The 16,332-nt window shown below is 29.4% G+C and carries 12 protein-coding genes; 9 read left to right on the top strand and 3 right to left on the bottom strand.

The annotated features are described in order from the left end of the window. Nucleotides 1–106: 106 nt before the first annotated feature. Nucleotides 107–2,350, bottom strand: a complete 2,244-nt coding sequence (locus CLAU_RS17185) for an ABC transporter permease (protein ID WP_023163186.1) — start codon at nucleotides 2,348–2,350, stop codon at nucleotides 107–109. Further along, complete coding sequence (locus CLAU_RS17190) at nucleotides 2,350–3,048, bottom strand: ABC transporter ATP-binding protein (protein ID WP_023163187.1); 699 nt, start codon at nucleotides 3,046–3,048, stop codon at nucleotides 2,350–2,352. The genes CLAU_RS17185 and CLAU_RS17190 overlap by 1 nt, the downstream gene beginning before the upstream one ends. A gap of 281 nt (nucleotides 3,049–3,329) precedes the next feature. Here CLAU_RS17190 and CLAU_RS17195 point away from each other — a divergent pair, with 281 nt between their 5' ends. From CLAU_RS17195 to CLAU_RS17225, 7 genes are all read left to right on the top strand, one after another. Further along, nucleotides 3,330–4,004 carry a response regulator transcription factor gene (locus CLAU_RS17195; RefSeq protein WP_023163188.1) on the top strand — a complete coding sequence of 225 codons (675 nt, stop codon included), beginning with the start codon at nucleotides 3,330–3,332 and terminating at the stop codon, nucleotides 4,002–4,004. Continuing rightward, a complete protein-coding gene (locus CLAU_RS17200; RefSeq protein WP_023163189.1) occupies nucleotides 4,001–5,029 on the top strand; it encodes a sensor histidine kinase in 1,029 nt (342 codons plus the stop codon). The genes CLAU_RS17195 and CLAU_RS17200 overlap by 4 nt, the downstream gene beginning before the upstream one ends. A gap of 257 nt (nucleotides 5,030–5,286) precedes the next feature. Continuing rightward, the gene (locus CLAU_RS17205) at nucleotides 5,287–6,051 is read left to right on the top strand and encodes an ABC transporter ATP-binding protein (protein WP_023163190.1); all 765 of its coding nucleotides are present in this window, start codon (nucleotides 5,287–5,289) and stop codon (nucleotides 6,049–6,051) included. Next, nucleotides 6,038–7,924 (top strand): FtsX-like permease family protein, encoded by a 1,887-nt coding sequence (locus tag CLAU_RS17210; RefSeq protein WP_023163191.1) that lies wholly within the window; start codon nucleotides 6,038–6,040, stop codon nucleotides 7,922–7,924. Before CLAU_RS17205 ends, CLAU_RS17210 begins: the two co-directional genes overlap by 14 nt. A 216-nt stretch (nucleotides 7,925–8,140) precedes the next feature. After that, the gene (locus CLAU_RS17215) at nucleotides 8,141–9,457 is read left to right on the top strand and encodes a DUF1254 domain-containing protein (RefSeq protein ID WP_023163192.1); all 1,317 of its coding nucleotides are present in this window, start codon (nucleotides 8,141–8,143) and stop codon (nucleotides 9,455–9,457) included. 595 nt (nucleotides 9,458–10,052) lie between these two features. Beyond that, nucleotides 10,053–10,640 carry a hypothetical protein gene (locus CLAU_RS17220; RefSeq protein WP_023163193.1) on the top strand — a complete coding sequence of 196 codons (588 nt, stop codon included), beginning with the start codon at nucleotides 10,053–10,055 and terminating at the stop codon, nucleotides 10,638–10,640. 141 nt (nucleotides 10,641–10,781) lie between these two features. After that, the gene (locus CLAU_RS17225; RefSeq protein WP_023163194.1) at nucleotides 10,782–13,682 is read left to right on the top strand and encodes a DEAD/DEAH box helicase; all 2,901 of its coding nucleotides are present in this window, start codon (nucleotides 10,782–10,784) and stop codon (nucleotides 13,680–13,682) included. Between the two features lie 9 nt (nucleotides 13,683–13,691). Here the strand turns inward: CLAU_RS17225 and CLAU_RS17230 are convergent, their stop codons facing one another. Next, nucleotides 13,692–14,090 (bottom strand): (deoxy)nucleoside triphosphate pyrophosphohydrolase, encoded by a 399-nt coding sequence (locus tag CLAU_RS17230; protein WP_023163195.1) that lies wholly within the window; start codon nucleotides 14,088–14,090, stop codon nucleotides 13,692–13,694. 294 nt (nucleotides 14,091–14,384) lie between these two features. On the opposite strand from CLAU_RS17230, the gene CLAU_RS17235 reads away from it, so the two are divergent. Together CLAU_RS17235 and CLAU_RS17240 are read left to right on the top strand one after the other, a co-directional pair. Next, on the top strand, nucleotides 14,385–15,485 hold the full coding sequence (locus tag CLAU_RS17235; protein WP_023163196.1) for an AAA family ATPase: 1,101 nt from the start codon (nucleotides 14,385–14,387) through the stop codon (nucleotides 15,483–15,485). Then, nucleotides 15,478–16,248, top strand: coding sequence for a hypothetical protein (locus CLAU_RS17240; protein ID WP_029169976.1), 771 nt, complete (start codon nucleotides 15,478–15,480; stop codon nucleotides 16,246–16,248). Before CLAU_RS17235 ends, CLAU_RS17240 begins: the two co-directional genes overlap by 8 nt. The last annotated feature ends 84 nt before the right edge of the window (nucleotides 16,249–16,332 follow it).

A 16,332-nucleotide genomic window follows, 5' to 3' on the forward strand; every position in this document is an offset into this window, starting at 1 on the left:
AAATAATAGCGGTTACAACAATAAGTAATGAAACTAGTAAAACTTCTTATAGGTAGAATAAGAGATTTGCCTATAAGAAGTTGTTTTTGATATTAAGAGGCTTTGCTTATTCTATTCGGGATTTTAGAGCTTCGGACATGGAAATTTTATTTATTTTTTTCCTGCTTAATAGCTTTGAGAGTTCATAGGTCAAGTATATAATAATAAAACCAACTATAGCATAAATGTAATTTATAGTTACTGGAAAGGATACATTCATGTCTTTAGTCATTGACTTAAAGAGAGCACGCATGGAGGCAAGAAGCAGCGGTACTCCAAGAATATAACCAAGTACAACTATAAAGGAGGAGCTGTTTAAAATTAGTGAATAAACCTCCTTATTTTTGTAGCCTAGGACTTTCATAAGAGATATATTTTCTTTGTTTTCTTCTATTGTAAGAGCGGTAACAACATATATTACTATAAGTCCAATTATAAAGGACATAAAAGCTATACCACCTACAATAGTCTGAAGTGGCTTTGTAATTGTGTTAAAGGCATTTCTCATATCATCAACTGTTACAAAAGTTAGCAGTTTGCTTTCTGGAATGGACAATCTTTCTGTACTCCAAAGTCCAGTATAGCTGTCAGGAGAAAACTTAAGCATGGCATTAAGTTTATTAAGAGGTATATAAATATAGCTGCCCACATAGGTTTCAGCAATATCATCAACAGTTATACTGTATTCTTTTGAATCAAGCCTATTAACAGACTTAATGGTATCCTTTGGATTTATATTAAGTTTATCAGCTAAAGGTCTTGTTATAATAACTTTATCTGATTTCAGCACATTTCCTGCTTTGTTTTTAAAGTAAATATACTTAGAATCAGGACTTACTCCATATACTGTAAAAGTTAGATTATTATCTGTTTTAAGTGCAAAAGGTACTTCAGAGAAGGCTTCACCTTTCTCTGGTTTGCCATTTTGGACAGAATTGAACACGTACTGATAGTTATATTTAAAGGCTTCACTAAATGAACTTTTCATAAGATAGTCTAAAGAACTTTTAGCTGTAAAACCCATTAAAAGCAGCATAGTTGCCATAATAATGCCAAGCATAAGAAATAAACTTCTAGGTATGCTTCTGAGCAATTCTCTTATTTGAAACTTAGTATTAAAATTTAATTTATCAAGTTTTAGATTTTTTTCTATAAAGCCAACTTTATTATTTTCTCTTCCACCTCTCATAAGTTCAACAGGTGAAGCTTTAAGTGATTTATTTACAACAAAATAGCTGCAGATAATCAAAAAGACTACAGGAAGCAGAATGCTCATTATCAAATAATTTATATTAAAGATTAAAGAACCTACAGGTATATTAAAGTAGGACACATAATAGGAAATCATAGGCTTTAAGGTTATTACCCCAAGCATAGTTCCAAGAATACCGCCTAATAATGAGACAGCTAAAGGATACATGAGATAATGTTTCATAATTTCTCTTTTCTTATAACCTAGTGCATAAAGAGTTCCTATAATAGCAGCTTCTCTTTTTAACATTCTCAGCATTACTATACCAGTTAGAATACAAGTAAGGATTAAGATACTCATGGGCATAGAGGAGCTCATCTTATCAATTCCAGAAAGCTTTGCAGTCATATAAGTCACTCTTGGATTATCAGTTACGTTCATCCAGCTTAAAATAATAATATTTTTGCTTCTTAAATAACTCTTGAGTTCAGATATTTTTTTACCTAAATTGCTTCTATCGCCATTAAATCTCACAGCATAAAAACTATTTCCTCTGTTTATATTATTAAAATCATTTTTATCAATTACTGCAATGCCAAAGCTGCTTGGATCATTCATAATATCTGATTCCGATTTTAGTGGATATATATAATTTGGCATAGACATAAAACCAGAAATGGTAAAATTCTGATTATATAGTTTTATACTGTCACCAATATTTAACTTATTAGCTTTTGCATAAGAGGGGTCAATAAGAATATCACCATTGCTCAAATTTTTACCTTCAATTATTGCAGGTATGTTAACCTTGGTATTTTCCCTAAAGATTCTTAAAGTTTTATTTTCTGATATAGAATAATCAAAGGATTTTGTTTCCTCCAAACTCATATTAAACTTTGCTTCGAAGGACTCTGGATTATTTAATTTTTTGCTTGTCATAAAGGTTGCATCTTCCTGCTTATAGTCTCTTTCAAATGAAGATAATAATCCTGATAAATTTACAGAAACCAAATTAAACATTGTAAAAAGCAGACAGCTAAAAATAATAAGCAGGAAGGAACCGAGGTATTGAGATTTACTTTCCAGCATGGTTCTTTTAATTTTTTTATTTATAATCATTACCACTCAATCCTTTCTGCAGGAATAATCTCTTTGTTGACTGCACTATCTATAATTTCTCCACTTCTTACTCTATAGACCCTGTTTGCCATAGAACTGATTGCATTATTATGTGTTATCATAAGTATAGTTGAACCAAAATCCTTGTTAATTCTCTGAAGAAGCTTTAATATGTCCCTAGAGGTTGAAAAATCAAGGGCACCAGTGGGTTCATCGCATAATAAAAGCTTTGGATTTTTAACTATTGCCCTTGCAATAGAGACTCTTTGCTGTTCACCACCGCTTAATTCTCTTGGAAATCTATATTTTTTATCAAGCATACCTACGGCTTTTAAAACTTCATCAGTATTAAGTGGGGAACTGCTTATATTTGAAACAACCTCTACATTTTCTCCTGCAGTTAGGTTAGGTATTAAGTTGTAAAATTGAAATATAAAACCTATATTTTTTCTTCTGTAGTCCGTAAGTTCAGTATCATTTAGTTTAGTAATTTCAAGGTTATCTACTAAAACAGTACCAAAATCACATTTATCAATTCCACCTATAATATTGAGAAGGGTTGATTTGCCAGAACCAGAAGGACCAAGTATAACTCCAATTTCACTTTTGCCTAAATTCATTTCTATACCATTCAAAACAGTGGTAGTTATATCAGTTGTTTTATAGCTTTTCTTTAAATTTTTTACTATTAAGAACATCTATTTTATTCCTTTCGCTATTTTAATTGTTATTAGTTTAAACACAGGAGGGAGTTTTATTCTACATTTATTAATCATGCAGTAATGTGGAACTTAGATTATTATGTGCTCTATTTATAGTTCTTTTTATGTGAATATTTGTTTAAACAGGCAGAGTTGTAGGATATAATAAAGTAAGAAATTGTTTTTTATATTTTAAAACATCTTTGTAAAGAAGGAAGTAATGATTTCTGAGGCGTAGGAAATGGAAAATACAATATTTATAACATTGAGGTGAAAGCATGTATAAAATAATGACAGTAGAGGATGATTTAAAACTTTGCCAAGAAATACAAGAAGCTCTTTTAAAGTGGGGCTTTAATCCTGTTAAAGTTAAAAACTTTGAAGATATACTTAATGAATTTGTACAAAATAAACCTGAGCTAGTCATTATGGATATAAACTTACCTTGTTTCGATGGATTTTACTGGTGTCAAAAAATAAGAGAAATATCAAAGGTACCAATCATATTTTTATCTTCAAGAAATACAAATATGGATATAATAATGGCAGTACAAATGGGTGGAGATGACTTTGTCACAAAACCATTTTCTATAGATATATTGGTGACTAAGCTTCACGCCATGCTTAGGCGAACATATTCTTATGGAGAAAGTTTAGGAGATGTACTTGAGTTCAGGGGAGTTATTTTAAATATAAATGACAGCACCTTATCCTATAATGAAAACAAAATAGAATTGACAAAAAATGAATTAAAAATACTGCTTCTTTTGATGAAAAATATAGGAAAGATAATCTCACGAGATAGGATTATGAGAATTTTGTGGGATGATGATACTTTTATTAATGACAATACATTAACTGTAAATGTAAATAGGCTTAGAAAAAAGCTGGAAGACATAGGCATTAAGGATTTTATAGAAACTAAAAAAGGGCAAGGATATGTAATATTATGAATTTAAAGGTATATTTGAAAAAGTCTATATGGGCAATTATACATTTTATCATTATAATCACAATAGTTAATTTAGTATTAATAGGAACCACAGAATTTTCAAAGATTATGTATGACGTTATATACATGAATATTTTAGTTTTTTGTGTTTCTATATGCTTTTTAATATTTAGATATAAAAAATGGAAAGAACGCTATAAAGATTTTTATGAAGGGTTGATGCAGGAGAAAAACATAGATTTACTAATTACTAAAGATGATGTTTTTGAAGCAAAGCTTATTAAAGCTACAATAAAATTAAAAAACAAGAAACTTTATGAAAATGTAAATGAGTTAAAAGAAGAACTTGATGAGTTAAATGAATATATAACAAAATGGGTTCATGAAATAAAGATTCCTATTTCAGTATGTGAATTAATATCGGACAAGTTAGAAGATACTATTGATACAAATAGCGATATTCCTGAAAGTTTAAGAGGTGAACTTGCAAGAATAAAGTTTTTAGTTGAACAGGTACTTTATGCAGGCAGAGCATCTAGCTACTCACAGGATCTTTTAATAAATGAAGTAAACATAAAACAAGTAGTAAATGAGGCTGTTAAAAAGAATGCATTTTTTTTCATTTCCCAAAAGATAGATTTAAGATTAAAGGAATTACAATTTAATGTGTTAACGGATAAAAAGTGGCTTTCTTATATATTAGAGCAAGTTTTAAACAATGCTTGCAAATATGTAGGCGAAAATGGAATAGTGGAAATTTATTGTGAAGAAGATGAAAAATCTATAAGATTATGTGTAAGAGATAATGGAATAGGAATATTGCCTAAAGACATATCCAGGGTATTTGATAAGGGTTTTACAGGAAGCAATGGAAGAAAAAGTGGAAAATCAACAGGAATGGGATTATACTTCTCTAAAAAAATGGCTGAAAAACTGAATCATGATATAAAAGCTGTTTCACAAGCTGGAAACTATACAAAATTTATTATAACCTTTTATAAATTATCTGATTATTTTAAGGTATGAGTTTAATGCTCATGCTTTTTTTCTTGCTTAAAAATATCTAAGGTTACGAAAATATCACATAACACTTTAAAATGTCATGTAATGTGATGGAGAAGAAAAAATAAAAAGATTAAAATTAATATATAAGATTAAAGAGGACCTCTTAAAGTATATTGCAAGGAGGAAAATAAGCTTATGCTTAAAATAAAAAGAAAAATAGCAGCTGTATTAATGATAAGTATATAACTAGCTTTGATTAATAGAAAGGAGCAAATAAAATGAGTACAGTAATAGAAACTAAGAATTTGGGAAAAATATATGGTTCAAAAGCAGTGGCTTTTACAGCACTTCATGGTATTAATCTTAAGGTGGATGAGGGTGAATTCTTAGGGATTATGGGTCCCTCTGGAGCAGGTAAAACTACTTTGTTAAATTTACTTTCAACTATAGATGTACCAACTACGGGAAACATTATATTTAATGGTAAGGATATAACCAAATTAAAAAATAAAGAGCTGTCATTATTTAGAAGAGATAAGATAGGTTTTATTTTTCAAGATTTTAATTTGCTGGATACTATGACTGTAGAAGACAATATAGCACTGCCTTTAGCATTATCCAAAGTAAATCATAAAGAAATCCAAAATAAAGTTAAACAATTAAGTGAGTTTTTTGGAATTGATAAACATTTAAAAAATTATCCATATGAGCTTTCAGGAGGACAAAAACAGAGAACAGCAGCAGCAAGGGCTTTGATAACAGAGCCTTCCGTAATATTTGCAGACGAGCCTACAGGGGCTTTGGACTCCAAATCCTCTGCAGAACTGCTTCAGTGCTTGAGCAGTATGAATGAAAGGTTCAATAAGACAGTAATAATGGTAACCCATGATGCTTTTGCAGCAAGTTACTGCAGGAGAATATTATTTATAAAAGATGGAAAAATTCATGCCAGAATTGATAAAAATGAATCCAGAAAGGAATTTTTCCAAAGGATAATTGAAATGCTGGCCGCTTTGGGAGGTGCAGTTAATGAACTCCTTTAGTATAGCCTATAATAATTTTAAACATAATATAAAAACTTATGCTTTAAACCTTATGGCAATGATTTTTTCTGTGGCAGTTTATTATAATTTTATAGCTTTAAATGATAATCCACAAATTGTTCAAATTAATGAAATTATGAATATTGTTAGATCTGCATCAACTTCAACAGCAGTGCTGCTTCTTGTATTTTTAATATTTTTCATTTGGTATTCAAATTCTTTTTTCCTAAAGCAAAAGAAAAAGGAAATAGGAATTTATGCTTTTATGGGCATAGATAATTATAAAATAGGATTAATTTATGCCTTAGAAGGATTTCTACAAGGACTTCTATCTATAGTCATTGGCAGTTTCGTTGGAATACTATTTTCAAAACTATTTATAATGCTTTTATGTAAAGTTGCCTTTTTAGATGTAAAAATAAACTTTTTTATATCAGTACATGCGTTGATTGAAACAATTGTTACATTTTTAATTATATTTTTTATAATTTCAGTTTTAGGTTATTTTAATATAGTAAGAAGTAAATTAATAGATTTATTTAATGCTTCAAAACAGCAAGAAGGACTTCCTAAGTTAAGTAAATTTAAAGCAGCAGCTTCAATCATAATAATTTTAATAGCATATGGTATGTGTATAAGCTTGCCTAAATTAGCGGTAATTGGGAGTGTTCCTATTATAACTATAATGATTATTTTTGCAACTTACTGGATTTTTGGTTCTTTCTTTTCAATGATAATGAGATATCTTTTAGATAAAAAACAAATTTTATATAATGGTACAAACGTTGTAAGCATATCCAATATTGTTTTTAGAATTAAAGGAAATTACAAAACCCTTGCAACTATTGCTATTTTGATTGCATCGGCAATTACAGCTTTAGGAACAGCAGCTTCAATTAAATATAATACAAAAATAGAATTAGACCTTCCCTATTCTTTTACTTATGTATTAGATAACAACACAGGAGATGAAATTGAACCTAAGGTTAATAAGTATATTACTTCATCAAATCACAATATTTTGTTAAAGGAAAAAGCAAATTTTATTTTTGTAAATAAGTTCAAAACTGATGAGAATTTCTCAAATGATGAATTTATGGTAGTTAAAGCTTCTGACTTTAAAAAGATAACAAAAGATCTAAAGGTTAAAGATGCAGAAGGCCTTTTAGAAAAATCAGAACTTAGAAGTGGTGAGGTAATTTATGTGCAAAGGCCTAAAACTCTTGTACAAGGAAGTAAAATAAAAAACATTGAGATTAGCAATTTAAAGTATAATGTAAAAATGGATTTGAAAACACCTTTATTTGGTGGAATAATAAATGATCCTTGTTTAATCGTAAATGATAAAGATTATGAAATGATAAAGAGCAATTTTAAGGAAAGCAAATTTTACGGCATTATAGTAAATGACCAAAAAAATACATTGAATTTGTCTGCAAAATTAAGAACTATAAGAGTTTTAGACAATAACTTATATTCCTATGCTCAAAAATATAGATCTGGGTATGAAGCTTATGGAGTTATTTTCTTCATGGGATGTTTTCTAGCATTAGTTTTTGTAGTAGCTACAGGAAGTATTATTCATTTTAAAATTTTAAGTGAAGCTTATATGGACAAGGAAAAATATAAAATTTTATTAAAAATTGGAATGACAGAAAGAGAACTGAAAAGCACCATTTCAAAGCAAACAGCAGTATATTTCATCTTGCCTTTGCTTGTAGGTGTAATTCACAGTTCATTTGGTATAGTGGTATTAGGCAGATTAATGGAATGTAATTTAGTATTGCCTACAGCTATAAGTGTTGCAACTTTCATTGTAATTTATGGTATGTTTTATATCTTTACCTTAGGTAAGTTTAGAAAAGTTATTTAAGGATTATCTAATGCAGCATTAACCTCTGGACTTGAGTGGAATATTGATTAAGGGGTGTGCATAAAAGCGCAAAAATAAACAAATATGCGTAATGAGTGAGTGTTTTGAAGAATTGTTTATAGGATTACTATAATTAATTAAATTTGGTAAATATAATCACAGAAGTCAATCTCCCTGCATATTATAATCCGAATATCATTTTAAGGAGTGTTTCTTATGCAGGCAAAAAGCTCTTACTGGGAAAATTATTCATATAGTATAGGCATACAAGCCTACATATATGGATATCCGCTTGTTACTATGGAAAGGACCAGGCAGCTACAATCATTAGTAGAAGTACCCTGCAGTCTAGCATTTACTATGTCCAATGTATTTTTTGAATATGATGAACTTATTACACCGGATTTCAAAGATGTCGTATCACCTAATGTTGATACCATTTATTCCATTGCCTGGCTGGATCTCAAACGGGACCCTGTAGTTCTTAATGTTCCGGATACTAATGACAGGTACTATGTAATGCAATTATTGGATGCCTGGACGAATAGCTTTACCAGCATAGGGCGCCGTACCACAGGAACGGATGCTGGAAAATTTGCCATTGTGGGTCCCGATTGGAAAGGCATTCTACCTTCAGGGATTAATGAGGTTAAAGCTCCCACAAACACCGTATGGATTTTAGGCCGTATCCTGGTAAAAGGTGAGGATGATTTAGATAATGCTAGAGCTATACAAAAGCAATTTACACTGACATCACTGTATGGAGAAAAAACTCCATCCATGATAAAGCCAGTAAATATATTACTTTTAGAAAATAATGTCGAAGATCTTTGTGCTCTAAATTTCTTTAAAACTATGACAGACTTAATGATTCTAAATCCTACTATTGATAATGAGGCCCTTGAAAAGCAATTTGAGCATATCGGTATTGATCTTACGTACGGCTTTGATGCTGAAAAATTAGATACAGAAACTATTGCGGGGCTAAATCGTGCTGCCATAGATGCATTTCAAATAATTGCAAATAGTAAAGAAGAATTAAACCCCAAGTTTATTAATGGGTGGATAGTAATAACTGGTTTGGGCACTTATGGGGACCAGTTCCTTAAGAGGGCATATATTGCCTTTAGCGGGCTTGGTGCAAACGTGGACGAAGAAGCTATTTATCCCAGAGCTTTTACCGATGAGCAAGGAAACCAGCTGAATGGGCAATATAAATACATTTTACATTTTGATAGGGATCAGCTACCCCCAGTAGAAGCTTTCTGGTCCTTAACAATGTATGGCGCGGATTTCTACTTGGTTCCAAATGAAATTAACCGTTATGCTATTGCAGATTACACCCCGGGGCTTGAGTACAATGAGGATGGCTCACTTGATATCTATATCCAAAAAGACCGGACAATAAATAACGAATCGAATTGGCTACCAGCGCCGCAAGGAGATTTTAACTTAGTATTAAGGATGTATCAACCCGCTTCTAAAGTATTAAACGGCACATATGAAATACCAGGGATAAAAAGTGTCCAGTAATCAACTTATAGTTATTCCTGTCTACAAAGGGGGAGCAGGCAATAATAACCCTATCCCCTAAAAGGCTCCCCTTTAATAAAATTGCGTATTATTATCTATAATGGAGCAACTTAGATTATTATGTGCTCTATTCATAGAAAAACTATAAGTGGATTTGCAATAAATCTGTTTATAGTTCTTTTTATGTGAGTGTTTGTTTAAATAGGCTGGGTTGTAGGATATAATAAAGTAAGATTCATTGATGAGAAAGACTGCTATATAAAAATGAAATAAAAATACCCTTGTAAAGAAGGAAGGTGTATTAATGAAGAAGTTCATATATTTTATGAAAATTTAATAGTAAAATGGTTTCAAGAAGCTATGACCAATCAAAAGTATGAAGTAATGATTTCCAAGGCAAAGTGAAAAAGGTCTTAGTTATGGTTACTACAAGCAGTATCAATTGAAGAAATAACGGAAATAATAGAAAAGTAAGAAAAATACCAAATGAATATGAGAAAATTATAAATTAAAGGATGAAACGAAAAAGAAGCTTGAGAAATAAGGTAATTAGTTTGTAAATGTAATATATTGAAGGAAATGAGGTAAACATTATATGGCAAAATGTATACTTTGTAATAAAAAAATAAAATTTGCAAGAAAATGTCCAGCTTTAAATGAAACTATTTGTTCTACCTGTTGTGGAAATAAAAAAGGATCAGAAATACAATGCACAAATAGTTGCAATTACTTTGTTGAAGGTCAGATTAAAGAAAATAAAAAGCAAATAATACAGCTTGTAAAAGAATCTTTTAATAGTGAATTTGAAGACATATATCAAGATGAGAAAATACTGCGATTAGTAGCACCTTTTGAAAAGTTTATATTTAAAAATTATTATAATCATAGAGATGTCACGGATGAGTTCATAAGTGATTGTTACACAAAAATGTATTACTCTTTAGAGGGAAAAGGAAATGTTTATTCTTTTAATGAAATTGAGAAGGATATATTTGATGAATTTAATAAAATTGTGAAAAAGACAAAAATGCCAATAGAAGCACAAAAACTTATACTAATAAGAATGATGAAATCAGTGGATAGTATGACTGGAGGCATGTTTGAAAATAGAATGTATCTTGAATTATTAAGAAATAATTTTACTGGAACTGGAATTGTTGCAGAAGTTATGGGGAAAATGTAATATTTGTGGCCAAAACTATAAAGGTCATTCTTGACTCTCAGGAAAAAAAGTAATGATTTTGAAGATTTGACAGGAGTAAAAAATAGATTAAAAGCTGTTGTGTGATACTAATAGAATATTTAATCTAAGGGAGATATTGTTATGGGGTTACTAAATGATGAATTAAATACTGTACATGAAAAGCAAATAGAAACGTCTTGTATTGAAGCTAAAGAAATAGAAAATAAAGAATTTTTAATAAACAACAAATTAATAGTTAACTCACAAGAAGGCAATCTCTTAAATGAGTTAAAGAGAAGTTTAAGTGAATGCAAAAAATTTTATTTTAGTGTTGCATTTATTAATTTCAGCGGGCTTCAGCTTTTACTCGACAGCTTTAAAGAACTTGAGGAAAAAGGAGTTAATGGGAAAATATTAACTTCTACATATCTTAACTTCACCGAGCCCAAGGCTCTGGAAAGGATTAATAAATTCAGTAATATTGATTTAAAGATATTTGTAGCTACTAAAGAAACAGGGTTCCACACAAAGGCCTATGTTTTTGAAAATAGAGATGAATATAAAATAATAATAGGATCTTCCAATATAACTCAGCGTGCTTTAAAGAGTAATGTTGAATGGAATGTTAGAGTCATTTCTAAAAAAGATGGTAGCTTTGCAAAAGAGGTATTAGAAGAATACTTGAAATTATGGGAAGACACTTCTATTGTCGATGAAAAATTTTTAGATAGTTATAAAAGTTTTATAAATGAACTTAAAAAGGTAGAAAAAAGTAAAACTATAGATTTTACAGATTATGAACTTATAAAACCCAATGATATGCAGAAAAGAGCTATGGCCAATTTGGATAGGCTAAGATATTTAGGAGAAAATAAAGCTTTAGTCATTGCTGCTACAGGTACAGGAAAAACCTATATGTCGGCATTTGATGTTATAAATTGTAATCCTCATAAAATGTTATTTCTGGTACATAGAGAAGAAATCTTAAAAAATGCAGAAAAAACCTTTAAGAGACTAGTAAAAAACAAGAGGAAAACAACAGGCATCCTAGCTGGCAGCAGTAAAGATTTCTCTGCTGATTACTTGTTTTCTACTATAAAATCGCTGAATATAAATCTTCACCGATTTAAAAAAGAAGAATTTGAATATATAGTTATAGATGAAGCCCATCATGCGGCAAGTCCATCTTATCAAAAGGTCATAGGATATTTTAAACCTAAATTTCTCTTAGGAATGACAGCAACACCAGAGAGATGTGACAGCGAAAACATATTTGATATTTTTGATGATAATATAGCTTTAGAAGTAAGGCTTCGTGAAGCTTTAGAATTAAATCTTGTGATACCTTTTCATTATTTTGGGATAACTGATATTGAAGGTGTAGATTTAAGTGATGTAAAAATTAATGATATAGCAGAAGTATCCAAAAGATTGAAGATTAATGAAAGAGTTGATTTTATAATTGAAAAGATGAATTTCTACGGATATGATGGACAAAAATGTAAGTGCATCGGTTTTTGTGTAGGAATTGATCACGCGGAGTTTATGGCAGATGAGTTTAATAAAAGAGGAATAAGAAGTGTATGCCTAACAGGAAAAAATTCTGCAGAAGAAAGGGACTACTATATTAAAAAATTAGAGTCAGATCAGGATGATTTAGAGGTTATATTTACAGTGGATATTTTTAATGAAGGTGTGGATATACCGTCAGTCAATTTGATTTTGATGCTTAGACCAACAAACTCGCCAATAATATTTATACAGCAGCTTGGAAGAGGTCTTAGAAAATACGAAAACAAGGAATTCTTAACGGTACTAGATTTTATAGGAAATCACAATAAGGCATTCCTAATTGCAATAGCATTAAATGGTTCAAGGTATTATGATAAAGACAGTTTGAAAGTAGCAGTTGCAACTCAGTTTGCCAGCATCCCAGGATGTACGAATATTCAAATGGACAGAATATCACAAGAAAGAATACTAGAGCAGTTAAATGAAGAAAATTTCAATTCAATGAAATATTTGAAGGAAGAATACTTTGAATTTAAAAAGATGAACGGTGAAAAAACACCTTATCTATTGATGGATTACATAAAATATGACGGTTCGCCAGATCCATTAAAGTTTCTAAGTAAAGAAAAAACGTATATAGGCTTTGTAGCTAAAATGGAAAAGAATGATGAACTTAAAAAATTATTAAAACAGGAGGAATTTTTAAAGATACTTAAATGGCTTTCAAAAAGTCTTCCAATAAAAAGAATATATGAATTCAGCATATTAAAATATCTGCTAAATAATGATGAAATAGATGTAGAAAATGCTAAAAGCGAAATATTGAAGTATATTGATAATGTGGATTACGAAAGTGTGATTCACAGTTTGAATTGTTTGAATGGAAGTTATTATGATTCATCTGAACTCAAAAATAATATAAAATGCTTCCAATTAAAGGATGGAGTTTTAAGTGTCACCTGGGATTTTAAAAAAATAGTGCAGAATAGAAAATACAGGATATACATTGAAGATGTTATAAATTATGGCATTGTAAGGTACAGAAAAGAATTTGAAAATAAATATTATGGAGTTCCATTTTTTAAGCTGTATGAACAATACCAGATGATAGATGCAGCACTTTTATCTAATTATACCAAGATACATACTTCTTTTAGGGGACAAGGACTTGTTACTAATGGAAAAGAATATTTTTTATTTGTGGATCTGCATAAAGAAGAAAATATAGATGAAAGGATAAATTATAAGGATAAATTTTTAGACAGGCAGTATTTTCAATGGCAAACTCCTAATAATACAGCTCAAAGTTCTGAAAGGGGAAAAAATATAATATTCAATAAAGATAGAAAGGTTAATTTACATATTTTTGTGAGGAAATATAAACAAATAGATGGTATTGTACAATCCTATATTTATATTGGTAAGGGCGATGTTGTTGAATATGAAGGAGAAAAGCCTATAACAGTAAAAATAAAGTTGCAAAATGAAATTTCAGTAAATTTATATACGGAGTTTATAAAAAAGGTATAGTGTTTTTTACTATACCCTTTCTGATATTAACTTTTTAGCTGCAGGAATATCTGCTGGAGCCCATTTTAAAGAAGAGAGATTTTCTCTCTTTAGCCATATCAGTTTAGAATGTTCATTGGCTGTAGGAGTATCTGATACTAATTTGCACTTTACAGTAATCAAATTTACTATAAAAGTATCATATTCATGAGTATTGTCATTAAATACATCCAAGTATTCTACAGTACATTTTAACTCCTCTTTTATTTCTCTTTCTATAGCTTGTTTTATAGTTTCACCTTTTTCAACTTTTCCACCTGGAAATTCCCACTTATTTGGTAGGGACATTTTTGGAGAGCGAAGGGCACATAGTATTTCATTATTTTTATTTTCTATAACAGCTCCAACTACTTTTAATGTTTTCTTCATTTTAGTCACACCTTTCTTCTAGACAAGTTTAGCATAGATGGGTTTCATAAATCAATTTTGAAATGGTCTTAACATATTTTGTTTAAAGAAGTTAAATTGTAGGATATAATAAAACAAGAAATTGCAATCGTATTTAAGGGTAAGAAAATTAGTATAAAAACTGCTTAAAGATTACATTGAATGTTGTATCTAAAGAGAGATAAACTTAATTTACCGTAATTTTTTTACGGCAACTTGAATAATTTCGTTGATTTCAGTCTAGAATAATGTATAATTTAATTTGGGGGTGATATTATGCTGAAAAAATTTGAAGTAAGAGGTTTTAAAAACTTTAAAGAAAATATGCAGCTGGACTTTTCAGATGTACGAGATTATAAATTTAATGAACAGTGTGCCAGTAAAGGTTTACTGAATAAAATAATAATTTATGGAAAAAATTCAGTTGGAAAATCAAATTTGGGCCTAGCACTATTCGATATTACAACACATTTGGCCGATAAAAATGTTACACCGGATTTATATGATTACTATTTAAATGCAGATTTAGATTCAGGTTTTGCTGAGTTTCATTATGTATTTAAATTAGAAGCTGGAGAAATAGATTATTTGTATCGAAAAAATGATGTAAGAGAGCTAACATTTGAAAAGATTTCAATAAATGATGAAGTTATAATGACTTATGATTATACAAAAAAATCAGGAGATTTAGAAGGACTTAAAAAATTAGCTCCTTCCTTGAATTTTGAATTCCAAAATGAGAATATCTCAATTTTAAAATATGTAGTTAATAATACTTTATCCAATACCGCTGCACCTCTTAAGCAATTGATGCGTTTTGTAAATAACATGTTATGGTTTCGAAGTCTTGATGAAAACAGATATATAGGTTATAAAAAGGAAAGTGAAGATTATATAAACTTTATATTTGAAAAAGATTATTTGAAAACTTTTCAGGATTTGCTTCATACAGCAGGAGTTAATGAAGATTTAGTAGCTATAAAAGATCCTGATGGAAAACAGCGTTTATACTTTAATAAAAAAACTCCTATTCCGTTTTTTAAAGTTGCTTCTAATGGAACTAAGGCTTTATATGCACTCTATTATTGGCTCACAACGGCCAAAGATATATCATTTTTGTTTATTGATGAATTTGATGCATATTATCATTTTGAACTTTCAGAAATGATAGTACAGTTATTAGAAAAACATAATGAGTTTCAAACTATTTTAACTTCTCATAACACTAATCTCTTGACAAATAGGATTATGCGTCCAGATTGCTATTTTATATTAACGTCAGATAAGTTAACATCATTGGCTAATGCTACTAATAGAGAATTGCGTGAAGGACATAATTTAGAAAAGCTTTATATAAATGGTGAATTTGATGAGTAAGGTAGTAAAAAAGAATATTTTAGTTTTGGTAGAGGGTGCTAAAACAGATGTAAAAGTAATGGAGAAACTATTTAATATTTATGAAATAGATGCTAAATATAAAATAGTATCATACTGTACTAATATATACACACTTTATCAAGAAATGTTTAGAGATGGTATTGATGGATTAGAGGATATGGATATACTTCAAGTATTAAAAGCTAGAGAAAAAAATATTGAGAAGAAAAAAATATTTGATAAGAGATATACAGACATACTATTAATTTTTGATTTAGATCCACAGGACCCCCAATTTGTGCCTGAAAATATTAAATTAATGCAAGATTATTTTTGCGAATCTTCAGATATGGGAAAACTATATTTAAATTACCCAATGATTGAAGCATTTTATCATTTAAGTTCTATACCAGATGATGAGTATTTTAGTAGAAAAGTTAAATTGAAAGAGCTTCAAGATAAAAAATATAAATTTCGTGTACAACAGGAAAGTATGGGTAATGATTATCGCAAATTTGCTGCAAGTAAAGATTTATGTAATATAATTATTTTGCAAAATCTCACTAAGGCTATATTTTTGGCTACTGGTAAATCTATTAAATGGAAAGATGTAGTAATTAATGCTAATTTAATTGAGCTAATAGATTCAAATTTTATATTAGAAAAACAGTTATTTCATCTAAAAAATGATAAATTTATATATGTTCTTTGTACTTGTGTATTCTATATAATAGAATATAATCCAAACCTTTTACTATCTTAAGCTATTAAAGAAAATGTAAATTTTAGTAATATTAAATTGAATTTTAAATATTCAGATAAATAAAAGAATTAAATAAAAACAGGG

Source organism: Clostridium autoethanogenum DSM 10061 (assembly GCF_001484725.1).
GTDB classification, from domain to species: domain Bacteria; phylum Bacillota; class Clostridia; order Clostridiales; family Clostridiaceae; genus Clostridium_B; species Clostridium_B ljungdahlii.